Origin of the sequence: Pedobacter psychrodurus, assembly GCF_032678585.1 — a bacterium.
Classification (GTDB): Bacteria; Bacteroidota; Bacteroidia; order Sphingobacteriales; family Sphingobacteriaceae; genus Pedobacter; species Pedobacter psychrodurus_A.
Genome location: NZ_JAVTSN010000069.1, coordinates 1 through 25,499 on the forward strand (window position 1 = coordinate 1; position 25,499 = coordinate 25,499).

Here is a 25,499-nt window from a genome sequence, read left to right on the forward strand (position 1 = left end):
AGGATTTTGAACCAATCCCCCGGGTTTAGAGACTTCGTTTAACGGAAATGGCCAGAAATATTCGGCATTCGTAAATTTGTGCGTTCGCACAGGAACTTTTTTATAGGTGTAGGTCCCCGATGATGTTTTGGTAATCTCCATGCCGTTGAGTGTCCGGTTTTCTACCTCGGGCGCTATCATCCACCTTCGCACATCCCAAAAGCGTTGTTCCTCAAAAGCAAACTCAACCCTTCTTTCGTGCTGGATGGCTTTGCGCATTTCCTCCTTGCTCATGTTCGGTTTTAAGCCATAAAGATTGTTCGAACCCGCGGTAATACCAGCACGTTTACGGATACTGGTGAGCACGGCATACACATCCTCAGAAGGACCTGAAAATTCGTTGGTGGCTTCGGCATAATTTAAAATCACCTCTGCATAGCGCATGAGGGGATAAAAACGGTCTGTACCCAAACCAATCCTGTTTGCAGCTGAGTCGCGCAACATTTTATTTGCATAATAGCCCGTTGGTGTACCCACATAAATACCATCATACTGTGCGCCAACATGTGTGTATACCGGCAATAACTGGTTGCTGTTGTTAAAATCGGCCTTCAAAGTAAGGTTATGTAAAATGGTGTAATGAAACCTCGGATCACGGTTGGCATAAGGGTTATTCGGATCATAAGGAAAGGCAGCTGTAGGATCAGTGATCGATTTACCATCAATCATATCAAAATCATCGGCAAGTTCCTGGTATGGATAGGTGCCGTTCATATTGGTTTGGCCACCACGGGTTGGCGGAGAAAAGTCCTGATCGAGCCACAGTTCGGCAAAATCACCGGATACCGAACCTCTGAATATAAATTCGTTGTTTACACCTTTGGAAGCATAAAAAACACGCATAAAACCTAAACCGGTTCTGGTTTCTGGTGCTACTGTAGGTTCATCATAAAGTACATAACCCAAATTCATCACCGCCTTGGCGGCATCAGCTGCCAGTTTCCAGCGGTTGGCATCAAAAGCATCGTAAGAAACCATTTTTTTAGCCGGACTGCCCGCAAACGGACTCGAACCATTAAATAACGGACTTGCGGCATACAACAATACCCTCGATTTGAGTGCCATACAGGCTCCGGTGGTTGCCCTTCCGTAGTCTCTTGCCTCGTACTCGCGCGACAGGTATTTAGCAGCAGAATCACATTGCGCCACCACATAATTTACCGTGATTTCGTAGGATCCCCTTATGGCTGGAATATCATCATTTCTACCGTAAATCACATCGCCAACAATGGGCACACCGCCATAATGTTTTAACAGCATGGCATAATACCAGGCCCTTAAAAATAGTGCCTCACCTTTTACCCGCTGCTTCTGCGGGGCATTGAAAGTTGATTTTGGCAAATTGATCAGCAGTTTATTTACCGCGCGGATATTCTCGTAACAAACACTGTAAGGACCAGCCGAAACATTGCTTGGGTTGATTGCGCCAGAAATAAACTGTTTGTAAACGTTAGATGAGGAGTTTACCGGACCTTCGGCCTCATCGGTTGCCACGCTTAATCCGGCCGAGCCGAAGCGCCTGTTGGCGAAGCTGAAATTCACGTCAGCATAAATATTGGTCAGGAAGCCCATTGTACGGGTACTGTCGGTAAAGACATCCTCTTCTCCAATACCTTGCAGTTGGGGATCTAAAAAACTTTGCTTTTTGCATGAAGCAGCAAGCATCATAATAATCCCGAAAATAATGGTTTGTAAAAATCTGTTCATACAGAACTAAGTATTTAAATGTATTTGGTTAGACACTTATATACTAAAGACTTTAAATAACTGCAGACTGGATAACCTACAACAGAAAATGTTGCAATGAAAAAGCAGACCTGGGCTAAGTAAAATTATTCGTATACGGTTTATATTTGGTTGTGCAAGGGTGATTACAAGTACTAATCTAGTCAATAAAAACGTTTTAGCAAATTATTTTTAAATATTTTTTACTATTTATTTTATTTTATTCCTATATGGCGTTTAAACAAGCTTTTTAGCGTAAAAAACTTTATCTATGCTGTTTAAAGTTAGATTAAACGTTTTAGCAAATTACCTAGTCCATAGTCCATAGTCCATAGTCCATAGTCCATAGTCCATAGTCCATAGCCTACTTCTGCTCCTGCCAGTGATCTGATCTAAACGGGATCGCCGGCAAGCCCTCGTTATTCTGAAGATTGGTTACCGGATAATTGGTAAACGCGTATCGAACCGCCACTGGTTTTTTAACATCAGTACTCCATACTTCAATATGCTGATCCACGATCTTAGCCTCTGCGGGATAAAAGATACCATCTTCTGCTGCAAGGGTAAAATATTTAGGTGCATTTTGGTCATTGGTTCCCAAACCTGATTTTATGGATGCTTTTTTAAAGAATACTGAAACACGATCGCCCTTTACCACCATTTTTTCAAATTTAGGCCCTAAATAATCAACAGGTTGGCCATAGGTTTGATTCAGTGCCGTTTTGGCCAGGCGGATACCCAGCGGCATTTTCTTTTTCGGGTGAAGGTCTTTGGCCTCCCCTACGTCCATACTGACTACCATAGCGGTGTTTTTTACGCTTGATATTTTTTCCTGTGCTTCTCTGAAAAAAGCATAATCGGCCAGTTTCGGATCTTCTTTATCATAGAAAAATGGCGCTACCTGCACATAATAAAAAGGCAGGTTGCCCTGATCGAATTTCTTCCGCCACTCCCTGATTAAGGTTTGGGTGGCCAAAGTATACGAATCGCGTTCCATTCTGTTTCCCTCGCCCTGGTACCAGCAAAATCCTTTGATCGATAAATTGGTAAAGGGGTTGATCAATGCATTGTACAACAGGAAGGGCCGGGTTACTTTTTCGAAACTGAAGCCTCCATTGATGATTTCCTTCGATTTATCGCTTCTTAAATAAGGTTCCAGGTAAGCAGAATCTAACAGTGGGTTTGCTTTAAGGGCTTCCTGAGGGACAAAAGCTTCAACTTTTGACGCACCAATACCAGAAAAGATCAAACCAACAGGGATATTGATTTCCTTTTGGAGATATTGACCAAAATAATAACCAACCGCACTAAAATCTTTTACCGTTTCGGGTGTACAGGCCTGCCATTTGCCCTTCACATTTAGAATTGGCGTGGCACTAAAATTCAGTTCAGTGTTAAACAAACGGATATTAGGGTGCTTAGCGGCCGGAAGACTTGTAGCGGCATCTTTATCTTCCTGAAGCTTAAACTGCATATTAGACTGACCACTGCAAAACCAGACATCTCCGATCAATAAATTATCGAGCACAACCTTATCCGAAGCTGAAGCCACAGTGAGCTTGTGTGCATCAAAATTGCCCTGTTTGGCTTCGGGAACATCAATTGCCCCTATAAAATTGCCCTGATCATCTGCATTAACAACAAGCTCTTTTTTAAGCCAGTCGGCAGTGATTGTAATTTTAGCGAAAGGTGCTGCGTGCCCCCACACTTTAAAGCTTTTGCCCTGCTGGATAACCATGTTACTTTGCAGTACATTGCTCAGTTTTAACGCCGTATTTGGCTGTGCAAATAGGTTTAAGCCTGACAAAAGGCTCAATACCATAAAGGTGATTTTATAAATTGTTTTCATTGCAATGAATTTACCGATCCTTAATAATAGTTCCTTATTTTTTTGCCGGGTTGTAAATGGCTACGGCAACCCTCGAATCGGCACAGCCATAGTATAAAAACCACTTGCTTTTAAAATAAACCAAACCTTCGATAAACACGGTCCCAGCTGGGTATTGACCACTTTTCTCAAAAGATGCTGAAGGGATGAGGAAAGGTTTGTCCAGTCTGGAGATCACCTGTCCGGGGTTTTTAGGACTAAAAAGTGCCTGTCCGGCGCAATAGGCATTTGCAGTATAATTTTCATCGCCATCTGTTCCGGGCAGGTTTTTACCATTGTACATCAATACAATGCCTTTTGAGGTTAATACTGCAGGCGGGCCACACTCTGTTAACTGACTATCGAAATAACCCTTACGCGGTGAAAAGAGAATTTTTAGTTCGCCGTTAGCCTCTACCACAGGTGCCCAGTTTACCAAATCAGTTGAAGTGGCGGCATATACATGGGCTTCGCCCCAATACATCCAATATTTTCCTTTTACTTTTGTGATGGTTAATTTATTATTGACCAATGATGTTAAAACAGAAGCCGATTTGGTGGCCATGTTAAAGAATTTTCCATTGTAAGCCTGACGAAAAACCGGACCGTTCTTTTTCCAATGTACTAAATCTTTTGATGTTGCCGCAGCCAATCGCGGTACTTTATTGTTCCATTGGGTATACAGCATCAGGTAGGTTCCATTGGCTGTAACAGCTACCCTTGGATCTTCGCAACCGCCAGACCATTCGAATTCTTTTTGGTTATCGTTACCAGGATAAAGTACCGGCGTTTTTAATCTTTTCATACTTAATCCATCAGTACTTTCAGCCAAACCGATCCTCGAGGTGCGCTGCCCTATCCCTTTACCCGATTTATCCTCGGCACGGTATAACACATAAATTTTTCCGTTTTTTAATGTTGCTGCCGGGTTAAAGGTATCGTTACTTTCCCAGTCGATTTGTTGTTGTTTAATCGGGTCGAAGAATTTACTGGCTGCATCAGGCGAAATAACCGGATTGATATCCGTAGGACGGATGAAAGGCCCCAGCGACCAATTGGTGGATTTGGTTTGCGCACCAACCTGTACGAAAACAAATAATAAACAGAGGGTGAGTAATTTTTTCATTTTTGCGATTTGCTGGTTCATTGATTAATTTTTTGGTTGAAATGAGGGTGGAACGGTAGATAATCCCCAATTTTTATTCGGTTTTGAGGATAAAGTATAATTTAGTTTTCCGCCCTGTGCAAGTTTTGTCCATGGTAACCAGGTGCTATTAATCACCTTACTGTTGAATGTTAATTTATCGATATAGGCTAAATTGTTGGCACCGCCAGTTATTTCCAATAACTTTTTATTGGGTAAACTGATCGTGATTTTACTAAAAGAAGGAGAATTTAAGGATACCCCGCCTATGCCCGGGATTACAGGAAAAATACCCATGTTTGCGAAAACATAAAACGCCCCCATGGCGCCCAAATCGTCGTTACCGGGCAAACCACTGGCAGTATTTGTATATTGTTCTTTAATAATGCGTTTCACCAGGTTTTGCGTTTTATAAGGTGCCCCTACCCAGTTGTAAATCCATGGTACCTGAAAATCGGGTTCATTTCCTGCAGCAAACCAATCTTGCGAATAATTTGCGTTCAGTTTCCTAAAGAAATCATCTAAACGGGCTTCCGCAGCTTTATTACCGCCAATAGCATCAGCTAATCCTTTAATGTTATAAGGTACCATCCAATAATAACTTTTGTAATTGGCTTCCCGCATGCCATCATTCTGACCGCGCCATTTGCCATCACTTTCTTTAGATCTGATCCATTTTGTTTCCGCATCAAACTGGTTTTTCCACTGGGTCGACCTTTTTAAATAAGTTTGATAAACATCTTTCTGATTTAATGCCTGTAGCGCAAACTGTCCAATCGCAAAATCAGCAGAAGTATATTCTAAATTCATCGATGCATCGTTTACGTAGCCCTTGCTCAGGTATTGCGCCAGGTAAGGCCTGGTTTCAATCTGTTGTGATTTAGCTTCTGGTACTTCTGCACCTTTGCGCATTACTTTTAAGGCCAATTTGTGGTCAAAATCTTTTGCGCCAAAAGCATAGGCATTCGCAATAACGATGGATGTAGGATCGCCCTGCATAATACCTGTTTCGGTATTGGCCATTACCCACCGAGGTAAACTTCCGCCAGACTGTGCCGCAAAATCAATTGTTGACTGAATGATCTGACTGGTTTCTTTCGGTGCGAGAATGCTGATGAGCTGGATCTGTGTACGGTAGGTATCCCAATTGCTAAAAGAGGTATAATTGTTTTTGCCTGCAATAACCTGATGAACCTGATTATCGGCACCCATATAAGCTCCGTTTACATCGTTACTGATGTTCGGGTGGGCCAAAGCATGGTATAAATGCGTATAAAACTGCACGGTTTGATCTTTAGTTCCTCCTGAAACCTTGATTTTACCCAGATAACTGTTCCAAGCGGCCTGCGCTTTATTTTTGATTAAATTAAAATCCCATGTTGTATTTTCGGCAGCCAGATTTTGTTTTGCATTGGCCAAAGAGACATACGATACCGCAAATTTATATTTAACTGTTTTGCTTTTTGAAACGTCGAATGTGAAGTATAAACCTGAATTTTCGCCGTCTGCTTCTTTTTTTCCAGCTTGAATTTCTTGCTCTTTCCATACCCCTGAAACCATCGGTTTGACATCGAATTTTGCCACAAAATAAATTTTGTAAGGCGTGGCCGAACCACAGAACGAACCGCCATCGGCATAAGCTTCGATGGTATTATCTGCCAGTATTTTGGCATTTGCCAGACTAATTTTTGTGCCATTGATTCCCGTTCCGATTACAATGGTTCCTTTTTCCTCATTGGCGTTAAAGGTAAAACCTGCCATTCCTGTACGGGGCGTAACGCTTAAAGCCGCATTGATGTTGTCTTTCTTTAAATCCACATCAAAAAAACCAGCTGAGGCCTTATTGATCTGATATTGGGGATCAAATCCTTTCATATCGAGCGGAGATTTTGTTAAGGCACCAGCCAGCGGCATTACAGGGAAATTGCCCATATGGTCGCATCCGGCACCGCTCAACTGGTTTACCACAAAACCCTTGTTTTCAGCAAAAAAAGTGGGTGTAAACTGCACCATGCCCATTGGGTACATGGCGCCCGGAAAGGTATAACCTGCTTCTAAATATTGTTCGTGCACGCCATGCCCTTTTCCTTTTGAACCAATTTTGGTATTCACCAGATTGGCGTAATTAATGACTTTGTTTTGAGCAAAAGTAAAGTGAGTACCCAGTGTTAAAAGCAAGATTAAGCTCACATTCCTGGTTTTATATTTTATTAGGTTTCGAAAATCCACCATCTGTATATTTAATCGTTAACTGATATTATTGCTATTTGGCTTTGGTAAGCGAAAACGGTTTATCATCAACAGCTAAACCACGGCTCGTTTGTGGTTGGCTACCCATTTCAAACCTGAGTATGCCCCCGTTCATGATATCGGCATGTTTGATGAAGTTTTTGCTGTATGGTTTGCCGTTTAAAGTTGCCGATTGGATGTACACATTTTCCTTGCTGTTGTTCACCGCTTCTACCGTAAATTTATTTTTGTTCTCTAAAGTGATGGTGGCCTTTTTAAATACCGGACTGCCGATCCCATATTGATCTGTACCCGGACAAACGCTGTAAATGCCCAATGCACTTAACACATACCAGGACGACATCTGGCCCTGATCTTCATCGCCAGGATAACCATTTTCTGTGGCGTTATACAACCTGTTCATCACCTCACGCGACCATTTTTGTGCCTTCCAGGGTTGACCAGCGTAGTTGTACAGGTAAATCATGTGCTGAATAGGTTGGTTGCCGTGTGCATATTGCCCCATATTGGCATTTACCATTTCCGTCATTTCGTGGATGGTTTGTCCATAAGCACCCACATTAACTTTGTTGGGTAATGAAAATACCGAATCGAGCTTGGCGGTAAAGTTTTCATTGCCGCCCATGAGGTTGATTAAACCCTGGGTATCGTGAAAAACCGACCACTGCCAATGCCAGGCATTTCCTTCGGTATAGGGACCGCCCCAGGAGTATGGATCGAAGTTGGGTACCCATTCGCCATTGGCCTGACGCCCGCGCATAAAACGTGTAGCGGGATCATAAAGGTTTTTATAGTTGTACATCTGTTTGGCAAAACGGCCGGCAAAATAATCCTGTCCCGTCATGCTGGCCAGTTGATAACCACAAAAATCATCATAGGCATATTCAAGTGTTTGCGATACTGCCCCTTCCGAACCCGGATAGGCCACATAACCCAATTGGTAATAATCTTTCCATCCTGCCCTTCCGTTTGCACCGCCCCATGGTCCTTTATTGTTTGCTTCGTGAAAATAAGCTTTAACCGCTCTTTTCGGATCGAAGGTACGGATGCCCTTTACCCAGGCATCAGTTAGTAAAGAAATGGCATGATTGCCTAACATCCCACCTGTTTCGCTCGGAAAAGACCATGCTGGCAACCAACCGCATTGATCCTGAGCATCGAGCAGTGCATTCATATAACGCCCCTCATAAGTGGGATTAATAATGGTATTTAAAGGAAATTGCGCCCTGAAAGTATCCCATAAACCATTATCGGTATACATATAACCATCATGAAGCTGACTGTCGTAAGGACTGAAATAATAAGGTGAGCCATCTTTTTTATACTCGAAAAACTGTCGTGAGAATAAGTTTGCCCTAAATAAGCAAGAATAGAATGTTGCCATTTCATCTTCAGTACCGCCTTCAACCAAAACCCTGTTAAACAGCGTATTCCATACTTTTCCTGCGGCAGCCCTGGTGTCTTCCAATTGTTTGTATTTACCCAATTCGCGGTCTAAATTGAGTTGTGCCTGTTCTGCACTGATATAAGATGAAGCCACCTTAACCTGCACTTTTGCCCCGTTTTTAAACTTGATATAAGCACCGATACCTTTCCCCTCATCTTTGATATTATTTTCTTTGATCTGGTTTTTAATGTTTTCCCAGGTACCATAAGTTTCAAAAGGCTGATCAAACTCGATCACAAAGTAGTTCATGAAATTTTTAGGGATAAACCGGCCGTTGTTGACGTAACCGATTATTTTCCGTTGTTTAGGTAAAATCTCTACCCTGCTTTCTTTGTTGTAACCGTCTAAAACCAGGTAAGCGGCTTCGTTTTTATTCGGAAAGCTGAAACGTAAATGCGCACCCCGCTCGGTCGGCGCAATTTCCGCTGAAATTTTATTGTCGAAAGTAACTTTATAATAATTCGGTTTCCCGGTTTCGTTTGCATGGCTAAAAGGCAAAGCCCTTTCATCTTCATTTACCGTGAGTTTCCCCATCACCGGCATCAATGAAAAAACAGCATAATCGCTCACCCAGGGACTGCACTGATGTGCCTGTTGAAAGCCACGGATGGTTTTATCTTTGTAAAGGTATTTCCAGCCCTCACCATTTTTCCCGGTCTGGGCACCCCAGGTATGCATGCCAAAAGGCAGCGCCGTGGTGGCATAAGTATTGCCATGGCTTAACGCATATTCGGAATTGGTTCCCTGTAAAGTATTGGCATAATGTACCAGATCTTTATTTTGAGCCAGTGCAGCGGTGGCCAAACATGTGATTAAAAATGTAAATCCTAATTTCATATTGTGTGTGTGCTTTTGTTAAAGGTTTATGCCCCAATTTTTATTCGGTTCGCTGCCCATTTTCAAAACCAATAGACCGCCTTTGGCAACGTCTTGATGGTCGATATAACATTTTCCGTAAGCTTTTCCGTTTAAGGTGGCGCTTTGGATATAGATATTTTTTGGCGAGTTATTTTCAGCCTGAATGGTGAATGTTTTTCCACTGGCATATTGCCCGTCTAATTTGATATCGACCTTGTTAAATACCGGACTGGTAATTTCGTACCTGGTTTCGCCAGGACAAACCGGATGTAAGCCACTTGCGGCCAAAACATACCAGGCCGACATCTGTCCAACATCTTCATTGCCCACCAAACCTTCTACTGTATTGTGGTAAGCCCTGCTACAGATTTCTCGGGTTATTTTTTGGGTTAACCAGGGGCTTCCCAGGCGGTTAAATAAGAATGGCACATGATGAACAGGTTCGTTGGGATGGTTGTAATAATCGTTCCACATCATGTTTTCGGGTGCTTTGGCGAAGAAATTGGTGAGATCCTTTAATACTTTCTCTCTACCGCCCATTAAAGCCACCATGCCCGGCACATCATGCGGTACAAACCAACCCTGTTGATAAGGATTACTTTCGATACAGCCATACCATTGCGTTAAACGCCCTGAATCGGGCCAGGCAAGCCATTTCCCGTCTTTATCTTTAGGTCTGAACCAATCTTTTTCCTGATCAAAAATATTATGGTAAGACTGGCCCCGCTGCTGGTATTTTTTGGCGTCGTCGGTTTTACCCAACGATTTCGCGAGCGTGCTTACGCACCATTCGAAATAACCGTACTCAAGGGTATTGGCAATGCTCAGGGGTTCTGGTGTATAACCTTTTTCGCCGTTACCAAATTTCTCCACGCTGTTTACCGAAAGCTGGTAAGCCTTTTGCACATCAAAATTCCTGATATTTTTCTGATACGCATCAGTAATTACGGATACCGCAGGGTTACCGATCATGCAACCGCTATAGGCATTCAACATTTCCCAGCGCTCAAGGTAATTTTTATTTTTTTCATCGGCCAGTGTGACCAAAGAATTTACCATATCGTTAACCACCGCCGGGTTAATGATGGTCTGCAAAGGCATCTGGCTTCTGAACACATCCCAGCCGCTAAAAATAGTGCGTTTGGTAAACCTTGTGGAGCGGTGTGCTTTTCCATCTCCACCGGGATAATTGCCATCCACATCCTGAAAAATACGTGGATCCAACATGGTGTGGTACAAAGCGGTATAAAAAGATGTTTTTTCATCCTCGGTACCACCCGAAATTTTAATTTTCGATAAAGCCGCGTTCCATTTCGCAACAGCCTGATTGTGGATCTGGTCAAAATTCCAATCCGTAATTTCCTTTTCAAGGTTATTTTTTGCACCCGCGATGCTGTTGTAGGAAATTCCGGTTTTTAAAATAACCTGTTCGTCTTTTTTGGTTTCGAATTCGGTAAAAAAGCCCAAATGTTTCCCCTCTTTTTGAGGAATATTTTTTAGGATTTCGGCCTTTTCAACAAGATCCTGATATTTATCGCTAATCACATCATCGCGTTTGCGGTTCCATCCGTCAGGAATATTGGCCGACCAAAGGCCATAGTTTTTTAAAGGTTTGCTAAACTGCGCGTAAAAATAAACGATATAATCGGCATGGCCATCACCATTTCCCCAACCACCGCCTTCGGGTGTACATTTCATCCAACCTTCGATGGTATGGTCGTTTACCACCTTAACCGATTGTAAAGTAGACGTTCCACCCACACGGCGGGCAAGATCGATCTGTATACGCGACTGTTTATTTTCTGGAAAGGTGAAACGCATCATCCCGCTGTGTGTTGCGGCTGTTAATTCTGCCTTGATCTTGCTCTCAGAAAGCTGAACAGAATAATAACCCGCACCAGCCTTTTCTGATTGTTTATCGTAAAACGAACGATAACCCTTCCTTCCGTTTTCTTTCCCAGAAACCGTTTTCAAAGCACCGGTAGTTGGCATCACCAGAAAATTACCCATATCACCATACCAGCCAATTCCCCCCATTTGTGTGAGGGCAAAACCTTCGATGGTTTTATGCTCATAACTGTAACCAGAGCCATTATCGCCACCCGTGATCGTATTCGGACTCACCTGAACCATGCCAAAAGGCGTGGCCGCACCAGGATAAGTTTTACCTAAACCGTGATAAATACCCGCATCGCCCACATTTGTAGTGGCACCGATAAAGGGGTTTACATAATCTGCAGGTGTTTTTTCTTTCCTGTTTACGCCATTAACCAGCGTTAGCAAGCTGAATGTAGCGCCTAATAATAAATTAAGTTTCATTATAAAATTTCTGCTAATTCGATATGACGGACTACTGGTTTATTGATGCTGTAAATCTGGTTGATCAAACCATCCATCTTCGCCCTCACTTCTGGCTCTTTATCTACAATTTCATCATAATCGCCCTTTTTAGCGTTAAGCCACCCGTTTTTCTTCAGGTTGTTTTGGATGGTATCGCGTGCTTCCTTCGAATTGTTAAAAAGAAAACCTTTATCCTTTAAAAAATCGTACTGCACCCAGTAATAGTTCCTGTACTTGCTTTCCACTCCCCTGCGGTCGTTATTCAAGGCCAATATTTTAAGTGCTTGCTGATATTGGGGCGTATTCTTCAAGGTGGCGAGGTTTACACCAGAAGCCAATTCGGCAGCCGAAAATTTCTTGATGATGTGTCCGTCAATTTTCAGGTTGTAATTTTGCCCTGTTAAGCCTGTTACGGTGAGCAATTCCTGATCAAACTCTTTTACAAATGGAATTACCGCCAATGCTTCAGTTTGTACCTGAAAGTTTTGCCAAACGCGTGCGGCAGTATCAATAGGATAAGGCAGCGATTTTGCCAGATAATCGAAACTGACATCACCTTTTGCCAATTTTACATTCGATATTTTAGCATTTACAGCAACCGTTACCTTTTTATTCGCCGCATTAATTTTCACATCGGCAATTGGGGTATTTGTTAAACCCTGCGACTTTAGAAAAATATAAGCCATAATAAAATGGCCTGCGCTGCCTGGATGGATGCGATCGGTCCCGGTATTGGTATAACCAGGATTATTTTTTTGCTCCCTGATGTTAATTTCGGTCATGGGATGGAAGAAATCGACAAAACCCCAGTTATTTTTTTTGGCCGAGCTTAACTGAAAATCGATAATGCCCTGCATGGTTTTTGCTTTGCCTAAAAACAGGTTACCTTCCATTTTTGCCGTTTCATCATAGGGTGATGAAGCCATTAAAATAGTTTTAACAGCGGGAAGTTTTTTAAGCTTATCTTCAATTTTTACATAACTATCGTACGATTCTTTGATAATGGCCTGCCTTTTTTGATCATCTACCGGGTTTTTCTTGTCGAGGTATTCGAAATACTTGCTATCGTTCATTCCGAATGTAACCGCAAGCACCGTTGGTTTTTTGGCCAGTATATCGCCATCCAACCTATCGTAAATCTGCCGGGCTACATCACCTCCAACGCCGCCATTAATCACTTCCAGTTTCCTTTCCGGGAAATGGGTCATGTAGTATAACCAGATGTACGATCCATAAAGGCCAGCTTCGGTAATGCTGTTTCCGGCAAAAACCACACGGTCGCCAGCTTTAAAGCGTTCAACTTTCTTCTGTGCAAAGCCATTGGCGGCAAACAGGGATACGAGTGCCAGTAAAAAAACATTTTTTTTCATTTCAATCAGAATTAGTTCAATAAAGTCGGGAGCATCCGATTGCCTGGGGGATATAGCTCATGACTTGATCAAGTTTATATTTGGTATGTTGTATTTTTAAAATTAGTAATATAAAACGATTTAGCAACTATTAAATGTAACAAAATCAGAGAACCTTATTGCAAATAAACCTTAATGGTCCTCAGTCCAAATTGCTGAATAGGCATATTGACCACCGTTAGCCCTTTCTGCTTTTTAAGCAGCTTTAAAGTTTGTGTTTTGGTATGGTTCAGCTCAACAAGTTCAGCCTTTTTTATCGGTACTTCAAAATTTAAATTTACATCGTTGTTTAAACCGCTGGCGTTAAATACACGAAACAATAAAGCGCCATCTTCTATGGTCACAGATGAAATTTCATAACCAGGTTCATTGATCTGGAGCAGTGAAACTGAAGGTTTTTGCGGCTGGTTATCTACAACTACCTGCAGGGGCTCGTTCCAGGTAGTACTTTGGTTCCAAAGCTGCGCTTTGTCCCATTTATTTTGATGCGGCAAAATGGCATAATGATATCCTGAAGCGCCTTTTATGCTATAATTCCGGCCCCATAAACCCATCCCCGAGTATTGGAGCGTTAAGCCTAAAATACCGGCTTCGTTATGTCCATAACTTGTGGTATGATCGTTTAACAAAGCCATTCCGTAGTGATCATCTTGATCGCTTACATCCACCCAGTTCACAATGATGTTGTTTTTGATACTGTCCCAGGTATTGAAATAAGTATTTTTCAACCTGCTTTCCATCACGTCAAAGGCCGCGTTTTTATAAACTTTTTGAGCTGCTATATTCAAGGGAAAAACAGCCTGTAATTTTAAGCTATCATTATAAAATGCTTTTTTAAGATCGTTCGCTTTCCAGCCTCTCTTTTGTGCATAGTTTTGCCCTATCCTCGCATTATTTTGCCAATCGACGGTAGTTTGTACATCAATCCTGCTATCGTATTTTTCAAACGTAATATATTCTGTAAACGGGTGGATGCTGATTTTTCCTTCGATTTTTAACCTGCACATCAATGGGCCATCCTCTACAACAGTTATTTTGGCCGGTTGATCTTTTGAAGAATAAAAAGTGCTGTCCTGATAGAAATAACCCCTCATTTCATTAAACGACCGTTTACTTTTTTGATCTACAAACTGTTTATTGTTTAATTTTTTAGCGATCAAACTTTCCATAATCCCACCTTTGGCGGCATTAAATACAATTTCGTAATCCTCATTTTTAAAGGTATACAGCTCTCCTTTTACTGAAACATGATTGGCTGTCTGAGCAATTTTAGTTTTGGAAGATTTTATGTTATAATTAGCATATCCCAATGCCGGGACAAACGCTTCGAATAACAAAAAACGATTGCCATTTTCGGTGATGAGTTGCGTATTAACTGATTTATGATCTTGTCCGATCACGATTGGGTTTCCAATTTTTTCATCCAGCTGGATTTTCGCAATTTCTTTGCGTGGATAGGCTTGCGAATTGTAAACCTTTACATTAAAACCATCTGGATTTTCAGCACCATTTTTACCTGCAGGATTCAAAACACTGTCGCAAAGGTTGTTCGATTGATCCGTCCAATATTTAACCTGATCGGCCCAGTTCCATCTTTTTTCTTTGTTTACGATGTTGTAAGGTACAATCCACGAATCGTGGTGCTGGGCAAGCAAGAGGTTTTGCCAGGCAGTATCAAACTTCCCACCAATCAGTCTGGTTTTATTTGCCACTGCGTTTATGGCATCCATTTTTTCGGCAATGGTGATCTTATTTTCGGCAATCCTGGTGTTTTGGGCCATTTTCTGTAGTATATGCGCACCCCATACCAAACTTACCTGAATATCTTCCTGATTAAAATTCCAGGTTTTTATATCCGTTTTATTTGCCGTATTCTGAATATAATCCCGCCAGGTTGTATAGGTGAAATCTTTTGGTTTACCCAACCAGGGACCGTTTTTCCAGCCTGCATCCTGTATGCACATGCCAATGGGGTTTTGAATGCCATAGCGGTAAGCTGCCGAAATATATGCTGTCGAGTTGTTCCAGGCCTGGGTTTGCCAGGTCGAATTTTGCAACAAAGCTTCCGTTTCGTAACGCGGAACGGTAAGCAATACCGAACCGTCAGATCCTTTCCAGTTGATCAGTTCGCCGCCAAAAGCACGCGTATAACCGCCCCAACAGGTATTGGGATTTTTTAATGCAGCATAACGATAACCAAATGATTTTAAAATCTGGGGCAGTGCGCTGGTGAAACAGGGTTCTTCGGATGAATAGGTATGAAATTCGGCTTCGGGAAAATGTGCTTTTATTTTTTTGATCCCGATTTCAAACTGTCTGATTACAGATTCGCCCTGGATATTAAAAAGGTAACTCTGTCCGTAAGACGGGTTAACAAACTCTACCCTACCCTTTACCGATTGATCTTTAATGTAAGTTTTAAACCGGTTATAATTTACCAAATCGTTTTTTTGTGTCACATCCCAGGTAACGGGTTCAATTTCTAAATTAATTTTCCAAAAACTGTTCTCATCCAGTTTATCGGCAATAAAACCTGTATAACATGCCGGATAATGCCCCCAGAAACCACCGTGATAACCATCAATAAAAAATTTATTTTGGGCATCCGCATGTTGCAGCACCAAAAGTGTTAACAATGTGAAAAGAAATAGTGGCTTAATCAGGCGCATATTTTTTTTGAGGGAGAAAGAATGGTATTGGTTAGAAAATATTAAAAAAAACAGCTAAATCAATTTAGCAAGTGTTAAAAAAAATCAATTCCCTATTTCAAGCTGATCAGAAAGTTTATTGATTTCGTTAACAGCACTGCAAGCGCCGATTAAGGCCGCATGGTCCCATAATTCGGTTACTTTAATCTGTACTTCAGGGAATTGCCCGGCAAGTTTACTTTTAACTGTCGCCAAAAAACGCTTAGCGGCCTGCGCAATATTGCCCCCTATTACCACCACCTCCGGAAGTTCATCTGAAATGAATACCGAAAGAAAATCGATTAGGTTTTGGGTAAACTCATTAAAAATCTGATCCACAACTACCTCTTCTTCAGTAAGGTTGCACAACGTTTTCACATCCGCTACCCTATTGCCCGTAAGTTCCTGATAACGTTTGGTAAACCAGCGGGTCGACAGGTAATCTTCCACAATACCATCTAAAAAAGCACTTGAGCCACGGTTTACATCCTCAGCAACCTGATTAACACAGCGGGCAGAACCTAACCCGGTACCAATGGTAATGCCGATAATTTTATCGAAGCCAACCGCTGCACCAGCTACAGCCTCACCCAGGATGAAACATTTCGCATCATTAAAAAAGTGGATATTGGAAGGCTGAATGCCTAATTGTGAAGCAAAAATCTCCCTGATATTTAAACCATAAAGCGATTCGTACTTATTCATGCCGGTAATTAAACTAATGCCATTTTCGTAATCGAAAGGCCCTGGCATGGCAACCGCAATACATTTATCACCGGTTGTTTCCACAAAAACATTTCTAATGGCACTAATCCAATCGGCTATAATCACATCAGCTTCGAGGCCCGAATCGACCTTAGCTAATGTATAGGTTTGTGGGATGAGCTTATTTTGGCCTACAGCTGCCGCGGCAATGTGAGATCCACCTATATCTACCCCTACTGTAAGATGATTTTTAATATTTACAAAGCCCATTGAAATGATCTGCTTTAAAAAAATGGAATATTTGGTTATAAATCGTTTTAGCAAAAATAGTATTTTAATTCATAAATACAAATTCTGCAATTTATACTTGAAGAATAGCATGCTTTAAGTAATCAGATAGTCTACAGCCTCATTCAGTTCCATAAACGTGAACGGTTTGATCAAAAGACTATCGGCATTTGATAAGGAACTGATCACATAGGTTTTGTTTGCGCTGGTAAAAATGATAAATCTCGACTGTTTCCTCAGCATTCGGGCTACATCAAAACCTGAAATCTCCATTTCTATATCCAAAAAAAGAAAATCGATTTTTTTTCGCCTGCCTTTAAATGAAGCTATTCCTGCGACAGGATCGGTAAAACTATCTTCCAAAGACAACACTCCTGTTCTCTTGAGGTAATGTTTGGGTATGGTTATGCTGATGCTGTCATCATCTATGATGACACAGCTGTACGACGTGCCTGGTGTTTCCATGAGCATTGACTTTATTTAACCTTTGCAAAAGATTGGCCAATTGAAAAGAAAAATAGCAGTTGATTGATTTTAGTCCCCGTTTATATACCTGAGCGGTTTTATTGGCTGATAATATATTTTGACCACTATTTCCATTACTATTTTAAACCTCAGACAAGTGTTGAATAGTTGGGGAATTTTGGGGAAAAAATTCCCCACTTTAACACCTATGTGCCTCACCAAAACAAACAAATAAGCAACTGTAAATGAATCAACTACCACATAAAAAACCAATAAAATTCAACAAAATTATTTCGCGTCATGTTTATAAGTCCAAATATTAGACTACAATAAAAATGAGCAAATCTCTTTTTCTTCATTACATTTAATTTAACTATACTCGATGAAACTGTCCGCATTATGAGGGACAATCCAAGTCTGGAAATCGAAATGGGTTCGCATACGGATAGCAGGGGACCAGATAGCTATAACATCGACCTTTCACAGCGCAGGGCACAATCGGCAGTGAACTATCTGGTTAGCCGGGGCATTGCCCGCAGCCGCATGACAGCGAAAGGTTATGGCGAAACCCAGTTGCTCAACAGGTGTAAAAACGGTGTGGCCTGTTCCATTGCCGAACACCAGGCCAACAGGAGAACAGAATTTAAGATCGTAAAATATTAAAAAACGAAATGGAAGTGCACATAGCACCTAAACATTGATTTACAACAAGTTAAAACCATTGACAATTCAAAAAACTTACTATCTTTAATCTACACCTATTTACAACATCTAAAATGAAAGCAAAAACGATTTTATTACTCGCTTGTTTGGGGCTTTTTATAAATTCCCTACAAGCGCAAACAACCGGTACATTTCAGATAAAAAAAGGAATGATTAAGGTAACCGTCCTTTATCCAAATGGAGAGGGAAAAACGTTCGACATGGACTACTATATCAAAAAACACATGCCCCTAATGGCAACTTTTTTTGGAGAAGGCCTGAAGCTTATCGCTATTGATAAAGGAATAGCAAGCGGAGCACCAGATAAACCTGTTCCATTTCTGGCTATTGGTTACCTCTATTTCGACAAATTCTCTGATTACCAAAAAGTACTTGATCTGAAAGCCACAGAAATCAGGGCAGATTTTAAGAATTACACCAATATTCAGCCAGTTGTTCAAATCAGTGAAGTGCTTCAATAATAGTGGAGCAGACGAAAGGTCATAAAAAAACGAATGCCTCCCTAAAATGGCACATCAATCTCCTGTATTTAAGCCTGAATAAATAGTTAAAATTTATTCAGGTTTTTTAGTGTAATGCGAAATTTGATCAGATGAAATCGTTTTTCCTGACTTCGCCAATTCGTCACCCAAAATGAGTTTTCCAAAAGTCGTCTGAAAATAACAACTCAATTTCCTTTTGCCTTTCAGTAATAATCATTGTTTTATTGATGGTTCTCCCACTTTGAGGCAATTTTATTTTTAGCGTAGTAATGGTTTTAGCGATTTCCAAGACTTTATCCACACTTATTTTATAGTGATTTTCATTTAATATGCGTTCAAGTTCTTTGTAGACTTTATAAGCAACAAAACAGATGCATACATGGGCTTCTATTCGTTTAGGTGTGAAATGGAACATCGGTCTCATTTCAACCGTCCCTTTGGTAATTCTGAAAGCTCTTTCTACCTGCCATAGACTACTATATTGTTCATCAACCTCTGCTGCAGGCAGATCAGTATTTGTAATATATCCTTTCAATCCATCCCATTTCGCATCCTCTTCAACATTACTCTTGTCAATGCACACCTGTACATCTTTTGAAATCACCAGGAACTTATTATAGCCACGCTTGTTTATATTTTCCTTAGAAATTGTACCTGTCTTAAAAGCTTTTTCCAGTCGGTTGATTCCTTTGGTTCGGTTATAAGCATCTTTTTTAGCGCGTATTCCCGAATAACCGACTATTAATCTACCGTGCCCAACGGGAGTTTCATTAAAATTACCTTCGATCTTTTCTAGTGAAAGTATCCAATCTTTTTGAACCTTATTTGCATTTTTTATCCTGGCACCTATGATATATTTATATCCATGTGCCTTTAGAAAATCTATATTCTTCTTATTTATAAGACCAGAATCAGCGACCAATACAAAATCATCCAGTTTGAAACGCCTTACAAAATCATCTACAATCGGAATCATTGTATGCCCTTCGTATTGCGTTCCATTGACCATCGAATATGATAATGGATAGCCATCCTGACTAACTAACAACCCTAAAACTATCTGTGGTTGACTATGCTTACCATCTTTAGAGAAGCCGGGTTCTCTGAAACCATCCCCGTAATCTGATTCAAAATATAGTGTGGTTACATCATAGAACATTAAACCGATCTTACCTCCAAGAATCTTTCTGGTATGCTCAACGCTGATTTTTTGAATAGATTCCTGCTGGGTATTATTGAGCTTGTCCATATACCGGTAAATTTTACCGAGCTGAAGATCCTCATCAAAATGTGATTTTAGATATTCAATGGTTGCGGATTTACTCATCGGTTGAGTTAATCTTGAGATAACCAGTTGTCTCAAGATATAATCATCTATAGTATCAAATCCGATAGATTCATAGACTCTATTTAATATGAGCTGAGCACCATTATGAAGGATATTTTCTATATTTGAGAGGAACAGATTGGTAACATATGCTTCCTCTGTATCCTGAGTATGCCGCATAAATAAATCTTCTCCTTTCAACTGACTATCTGCCCAAACCTTAGCTTCATTATAGAAACGTTCAATCTCCAAATCATCCCTGGATACACCGATGGTCTTAACTTCCTTAAATTTACCCTGGATCTTTACCGCTACAACGATGCTGGTAGTGCCAGAACGATTCTTTTTCTTTCGGACAAACATTCATAAATATAGCGCTTAATCACTTTGCGTCACCCAAATTGGTGATGCGTTTTTTGTAAACAACAATGAATCAATTGTTTACGAATCGACTGAAGAAATAGCGACAAAGTCAGGCGACAAACTCTCTGATTACCAAAAAGTACTTGATCTGAAAGCCACAGAAATCAGGGCAGATTTTAAGAATTACACCAATATTCAGCCAGTTGTTCAAATCAGTGAAGTGCTTCAATAATAGTGGAGCAGACGAAAGGTCATAAAAAAACGAATTCCTCCCTAAAATGGCACATCAATCTCCTGTAATTAAGCCTGAATAAATAGTTAAAATTTATTCAGGTTTTTTAGTGTAATGCGAAATTTGATCAGATGAAATCGTTTTTATTTGATGTCTTTATTAATCTGATCAAGCAGATAACCTTTCAGGTCCGAATCGTGTTCCCAGAACATTACCCCACCCATTCCGTTTTTCTTTACATATTTGCATTTCTCCATTACCGATTTTTCATCATCAAAAGTCATAAACTCTTTCGTTTCGCCGTTAAAAATATAAGGTGCTTTTGCCGATTTGTCTACGTAATGTTTAAAACCCTTTTTGTTGATCAGACTGTCGCGGATAAAAGTATAACCTTTTCCATAACTCATAGATTGAACACTGTCTGCAAGTCCATTTTTTGCTTCTCCTTTTAGCTTAATCATCCGCCCATAAAACGCAATACCCATCACCAGTTTACTGGCAGGTACACCCGCTTTGTTAAAGGCATGAAATGCTGCGTCGGCACTATTGCCATTATATTTTTCAGAACTGTATAGATTGGTATGGTGCACCGCCAACCCACCTCCGGGATAAAAATCATAGGTCATCAGGTTAACAAAATCCAGATATCCCTGCACTTTATCCATTTCGGTGTGTACTATATAATTATTAAAGCCACCCACGGCAATGGTAAGGAGTTTTTTCGTACCTGTTTCACTTTCCAGTTTATTCAGTTCATCCCGAAGTGCGGCCATCAGTAAAGTAAAATTCGTTTTATCTTCCGGCCGGAAAACATTACCTTCTTCTCCGGCAATCCCAGGATATTCCCAGTCGATATCAAGCCCATCGAGCTTAAACTTTCGGGCAATTTCTACCGCACTCTTTGCAAAACCAGCTCTTGAGGTATCGGTAAGTGCAGCGTCAGAAAAATTCTCACTCCATGCCCAACCCCCGATAGAGATCAGCACCTTGAGTTTAGGGTTTTGTATTTTAAGTGAAACTAGATTTCTCATGTTAACGGTATCTGTTTCGGGTCTGTTGATAAATGCCCTGTTACTCTTCACATTAATAAACGCATAGTTAATGTGGCTGAGTTTCTTTGGCGCAATCAGCGAGACATCAACCAAACCACGGTAACCGCCCACATAACCGATAATTACCTTTTCAGATTCATTTTTTGAGATCGACATCACCATCAGCGCAATAATCAACAATGGAAAAACGGTTAAAAGCCTTAAATTTCTTTTCATTTGATAGATTTTAAATTAATGATTAATGTTTTTTACCCTTTCCCAACCACAAAAGCGCATTGATTAATAATTTATCCTGGTAAGGGTTTCCAAAGGATGAAGAAAGTGCCTTATTGGTATTATCGTATTGATGTTCATAATCCATATCGTTATGCCCCATATTTACATAAAGCATTTTAAACTTTTTGTTGTGCCAAACTACAGGATAAAAACCACTGTGCCAGATTTCATTTTGTTTTGGCCCTGTACCTAGCGGAAAACTTGTCGAATCGATCGATAAGAGAATTTCGATATCAGGATTTTTACGCAAGTCGTTTTTCCAGCTGTACCATTCGTTGGGCTGTGCTGTAAAAGTTTGTGGCAGGCTTTTCGTCACCGGATGTTTGCTAGTAATTCTTAAAATAGCACTCGTTGGTCTCCAGGTATTGCTGCCATATTCTCCAGATCCTAAAAATGTATTGTGGTACCAGTCCCAGTTCTGCGGCACGGCAGAATTATTTAAACCAAAAGCAGCAAAATGGAATCCCATCCAGCCGCCACCTTTTTCCATGTATTTTTGGAAGGCTTCGCGTTGCCCCTTCTTTTCGGGGCGGGTATCTAAAAAAAGTACCACCTGGTAGCTGGCGAGAAACTTTTCGTTTAAATTTTCCCAGTTCGAGGTAGAATCATAATCAAAATGATATTTTTTAGCCATTTCCGGAAACCATATATTGGCTTCGTGCACAAAACTGATATGTGCCAGATCGCTTTTGGCCGTATAAAAGGCTATAACCTTAAATTCCTTTTTCTGCGAGGCCAGCGCAACGTTCGCGTTAAACAAACTAACAAACATAACCATGCTGAGCAACAATACTTTTTTCATAGGGTATTTTTTGTAGATAACATAGAAGGCGAATAATGATGATGAGTTGAAAAAAGCTGAAACAAACTTTTATTTATTTCGGTTAACACCATAGCGCACAAACAGTTTTGATTAGAAGATAAAACTAAGTTACAGATCGAAATTGGCTTTTGGATATCCTAATATGGATTTATGAACTTGTTTTTAAATAACTTGTTTAAATCAATTGTTCGGCAATCGAAAATGCGATAAATTAGCTTAGAAATTCAGAGCCGATCTATTTTGGCGAAAATAGCGAACCCTTCAAATTAATCGAGATGCCCAATATCAAAGTATATCCGCTAAACATTCTTTTCCTGGTACTTGTATTCACATCGTTATCCTCTTTTGGGCAGATTGTACTGAAAGATAAAAAGTACCGCGTTGAAACCAAAACATTTTCTCAAACGGATTCCAGCACCCTCAAATTGGATATATATTATCGTGGTGAACTTAGCGATACCAAACCAACGGTGCTTTTTGTATTTGGTGGCGGTTTTGTAACGGGCCGGAGAGACAGTAAATTATTCGAACAATATTTTAATACCTTAATTGAACATAATTTTAAAGTGGTTTCTGTTGACTACCGGCTTGGCTTAAAAGGCAAGAAATTCCCTACTCCCTTTAATACCTCCAATTTAAAAGCAGCAATTGATACGGCCACAACAGATGTTTTTAGTGCAACCCGTTACCTGATCAAAAACGCAAAACCCCTTGGTATCGATACGGCAATGATCATCCTTTCCGGATCTAGTGCCGGTGCCATTACAGCGCTCAACGCTGATTATAATAAACGGAATATTACACCACTAGCAGCAAAGCTGCCATTAGAGTTCCAATACAAAGGCGTAATTTCTTTTGCAGGTGCAATTTTGAGTTATCATGGTGCACCAAAATATACGATTCCGCCTGCACCAACCATGTTATTTCATGGCACCGCCGATAATCTTGTACCTTTCAATAAGGTTAGATTGCTTAACCGGGGCTTTTTTGGATCAAAATATCTTGCACGCACCTTCAAAAAAAATGGATATCCATATTATTTCCAGTATGTGCAAGATATGGGTCATGAAATAGCGGGTTCACCAATGGCAGAGAACCTGCCTGATATCTTATGGTTCATTGAAAATTATATCTTGAAACATAAGCGCTATTTTATGGAAGTAGATTTTAAAGATGCTGATAAAAAACGCACCTTCAGCATCCCGCCTTCCTTTAAAAAACCATAGCTATCAAAAATATTTCGTTTTAGTGTTTCAGCTCAAGCACTGCCAAAATCGGCAAATGATCTGAGGCATATCGTTCAGGAATAACCTCGTGTGAGATCACGGTTAACGGATTTCCTTTTTTAAAGCCAATATGATCGATTGTTTTACTCGGATTAATCACTGGAATGGTAAAAGCACAATCCCTGCAGGTCCTGGTAAAAGCGGTATCAAATATTTTAATACTTTCTGATGCAGGATCAGCATTAAGATCTCCGGCAACGATCAGTGGCAAAGTTTCCTTTTCTGCTAAACGGCTGATTTCTTTAGTCTGTAAAATACGGTTCTCTTCAGGTCGCTGTGCATCAAGATGGGTAGATGCAAAACGGATAAACACACCTTTCGCAATTTCGGCAGTTGCAATGGCCAAAACCCGTTGTTCAGCTTTTACATCGTTATTTTTAGGCAACATAAAAGTCTGTTGATCGGATAAAGGAAAACGCGATAAAATGGCCACGCCATAATCACCTCCATCGTGGTCTATAGCCTTACCAAAATAAAAGTTCATCTTCAGTTTGGTGGCCAATAATACCGCCTCGTTAACATTGCCCGATCTTTTCGTGTTCACATCTACTTCCTGAAGCGCAATGAGATCAGGCTTTTGCAATGCTATTGCCTTTGCAATGGCGTCAACATCAATCAAACCTTCCTTCTCCTTTGATGGTGGATTGCAGTGGTGCAGATTGTAAGACATGATGCGCAATCTGTTATTGTCTTTTGATCCCGATGATGAACTAAGCTTAGGCGAACAAGCACCTAAAAGACAAATGCATACTATTAAAAAAGAATATAATTTCATATCGGTTAAAAAAAATCAATCTTCATGTTCTCCCGCTTGTTCACTTAATATCCTTTCTATTTCCAGCATCATCTGTTCGGCCAGCCTTTGTTTTGCCAACGATTTGGATAGATAAGCATCAGCAAAAGTGGCTTCGAGTTCATCCATAATGAAGGCGTATTTGGCCTTAAGTTCGATGAGATCAATCTGAAGCTTCTTGGAAAGATTTTGCATGGTACAAAGCTAAAAAAAGCGGAACGTAATTTCAGATAACCGCTCTTATTTTTTCCTTTAAAAAAAATAGCACAAAATCTGCAATCGCTTAAAACAAACTGATCATACTTTCGTTTATATCATGATTCCGGCGTGGTTTCCGGAATACATTTGTTTGGTTAGTTGATTAGGGATCAATCTCAAATTGAATCCCTTTTCTTTTTTACATGAAGACTTAAGCGTTTTTAACCACAGATGGATACACTTGCCCTGCCGTTCAGGCGGGGATAAACACAGAACTTAATATCCACGCCTGAAGGGCTATCCAGGCTTTTTATCTCCCGAAATCGGAACAGATTGTGGTTAAAATATATTTGCCTGTAACTAGGGCTTAACTTAATAGCATTGCAGAAGACTCAGATTAACAGGAAAAACAGGGTTTATACGGAATATCCACTAAACACGTCATCTCGACCTAGCGGAGAGATCTACATCGAAAGATAAGATTTTACCTAGCGACCCAAATCTGCTTAATCTGTGTTTTTATCTTTTTTGATCTGCGGGAAAATAATAAAGCACCTGACCACTTTTTTCCCCGCTGATACCGCAGAAAAGGAACGCAGATTTAAAGGGATTTTTAAAAAAAAACTCAAGTGAACTTAGCTGCCCAAGGTGGTCATAAAAAATAAAAACCGAACTGTTTAAATTTGACCACCTAAGGCATCTGAGCATATATAAGTTCCT

The 25,499-nt window shown here is 40.5% G+C and carries 17 protein-coding genes and 1 pseudogene; 3 read left to right on the forward strand and 15 right to left on the reverse strand.

Annotated elements, in window-relative coordinates:
* From R2S57_RS28320 to R2S57_RS28365, 10 genes are all read right to left on the reverse strand, one after another.
* A partial coding sequence (locus R2S57_RS28320; RefSeq protein WP_316848282.1) for a RagB/SusD family nutrient uptake outer membrane protein occupies positions 1-1,746 on the reverse strand: 1,746 nt, incomplete at its 3' end.
* Between the two features lie 382 nt (positions 1,747-2,128).
* Positions 2,129-3,613 (reverse strand): sialate O-acetylesterase, encoded by a 1,485-nt coding sequence (locus tag R2S57_RS28325; protein ID WP_316848283.1) that lies wholly within the window; start codon positions 3,611-3,613, stop codon positions 2,129-2,131.
* Between the two features lie 34 nt (positions 3,614-3,647).
* Positions 3,648-4,778: a glycoside hydrolase family 130 protein gene (locus tag R2S57_RS28330; RefSeq protein WP_316848284.1), complete on the reverse strand. Its 1,131-nt coding sequence runs from the start codon at positions 4,776-4,778 to the stop codon at positions 3,648-3,650.
* A gap of 3 nt (positions 4,779-4,781) precedes the next feature.
* On the reverse strand, positions 4,782-6,965 hold the full coding sequence (locus R2S57_RS28335; RefSeq protein ID WP_316848285.1) for a GH92 family glycosyl hydrolase: 2,184 nt from the start codon (positions 6,963-6,965) through the stop codon (positions 4,782-4,784).
* A 73-nt stretch (positions 6,966-7,038) separates the two neighbouring features.
* Positions 7,039-9,309 carry a GH92 family glycosyl hydrolase gene (locus tag R2S57_RS28340; RefSeq protein ID WP_316848286.1) on the reverse strand — a complete coding sequence of 757 codons (2,271 nt, stop codon included), beginning with the start codon at positions 9,307-9,309 and terminating at the stop codon, positions 7,039-7,041.
* Between the two features lie 18 nt (positions 9,310-9,327).
* Positions 9,328-11,649 carry a GH92 family glycosyl hydrolase gene (locus tag R2S57_RS28345; protein WP_316848287.1) on the reverse strand — a complete coding sequence of 774 codons (2,322 nt, stop codon included), beginning with the start codon at positions 11,647-11,649 and terminating at the stop codon, positions 9,328-9,330.
* Positions 11,649-13,040 (reverse strand): SGNH/GDSL hydrolase family protein, encoded by a 1,392-nt coding sequence (locus R2S57_RS28350; RefSeq protein ID WP_316848288.1) that lies wholly within the window; start codon positions 13,038-13,040, stop codon positions 11,649-11,651. Before R2S57_RS28350 ends, R2S57_RS28345 begins: the two co-directional genes overlap by 1 nt.
* A gap of 155 nt (positions 13,041-13,195) precedes the next feature.
* Positions 13,196-15,748, reverse strand: coding sequence for a glycoside hydrolase family 38 C-terminal domain-containing protein (locus R2S57_RS28355; protein ID WP_316848289.1), 2,553 nt, complete (start codon positions 15,746-15,748; stop codon positions 13,196-13,198).
* A gap of 84 nt (positions 15,749-15,832) precedes the next feature.
* A complete protein-coding gene (locus R2S57_RS28360) occupies positions 15,833-16,741 on the reverse strand; it encodes an ROK family protein (RefSeq protein WP_316848290.1) in 909 nt (302 codons plus the stop codon).
* A 114-nt stretch (positions 16,742-16,855) separates the two neighbouring features.
* Positions 16,856-17,224 (reverse strand): LytR/AlgR family response regulator transcription factor, encoded by a 369-nt coding sequence (locus R2S57_RS28365; RefSeq protein WP_316848291.1) that lies wholly within the window; start codon positions 17,222-17,224, stop codon positions 16,856-16,858.
* A gap of 375 nt (positions 17,225-17,599) precedes the next feature.
* On the opposite strand from R2S57_RS28365, the pseudogene R2S57_RS28370 reads away from it, so the two are divergent.
* Positions 17,600-17,887 (forward strand): annotated as a pseudogene (locus R2S57_RS28370) (OmpA family protein); the annotation flags it as partial.
* 113 nt (positions 17,888-18,000) lie between these two features.
* Positions 18,001-18,408 (forward strand): EthD family reductase, encoded by a 408-nt coding sequence (locus R2S57_RS28375; RefSeq protein WP_316848292.1) that lies wholly within the window; start codon positions 18,001-18,003, stop codon positions 18,406-18,408.
* 163 nt (positions 18,409-18,571) lie between these two features.
* Here R2S57_RS28375 and R2S57_RS28380 read toward each other — a convergent pair whose 3' ends face one another.
* The 3 genes from R2S57_RS28380 to R2S57_RS28390 form a co-directional block, all read right to left on the reverse strand.
* Positions 18,572-20,119, reverse strand: coding sequence for an IS1634 family transposase (locus R2S57_RS28380; RefSeq protein WP_316848293.1), 1,548 nt, complete (start codon positions 20,117-20,119; stop codon positions 18,572-18,574).
* A gap of 375 nt (positions 20,120-20,494) precedes the next feature.
* On the reverse strand, positions 20,495-21,619 hold the full coding sequence (locus tag R2S57_RS28385; protein WP_316848294.1) for a glycoside hydrolase family 18 protein: 1,125 nt from the start codon (positions 21,617-21,619) through the stop codon (positions 20,495-20,497).
* Between the two features lie 22 nt (positions 21,620-21,641).
* Positions 21,642-22,481: a ThuA domain-containing protein gene (locus R2S57_RS28390; protein ID WP_316848295.1), complete on the reverse strand. Its 840-nt coding sequence runs from the start codon at positions 22,479-22,481 to the stop codon at positions 21,642-21,644.
* A gap of 296 nt (positions 22,482-22,777) precedes the next feature.
* On the opposite strand from R2S57_RS28390, the gene R2S57_RS28395 reads away from it, so the two are divergent.
* Positions 22,778-23,728: an alpha/beta hydrolase gene (locus R2S57_RS28395; RefSeq protein ID WP_316848296.1), complete on the forward strand. Its 951-nt coding sequence runs from the start codon at positions 22,778-22,780 to the stop codon at positions 23,726-23,728.
* A gap of 19 nt (positions 23,729-23,747) precedes the next feature.
* On the opposite strand, the gene R2S57_RS28400 is transcribed toward R2S57_RS28395, so the two are convergent.
* Both R2S57_RS28400 and R2S57_RS28405 read right to left on the reverse strand, forming a co-directional pair.
* Positions 23,748-24,563 carry an endonuclease/exonuclease/phosphatase family protein gene (locus R2S57_RS28400; protein WP_316848297.1) on the reverse strand — a complete coding sequence of 272 codons (816 nt, stop codon included), beginning with the start codon at positions 24,561-24,563 and terminating at the stop codon, positions 23,748-23,750.
* A gap of 15 nt (positions 24,564-24,578) precedes the next feature.
* Positions 24,579-24,776, reverse strand: coding sequence for a hypothetical protein (locus tag R2S57_RS28405; protein ID WP_316848298.1), 198 nt, complete (start codon positions 24,774-24,776; stop codon positions 24,579-24,581).
* Positions 24,777-25,499 lie beyond the last annotated feature (723 nt).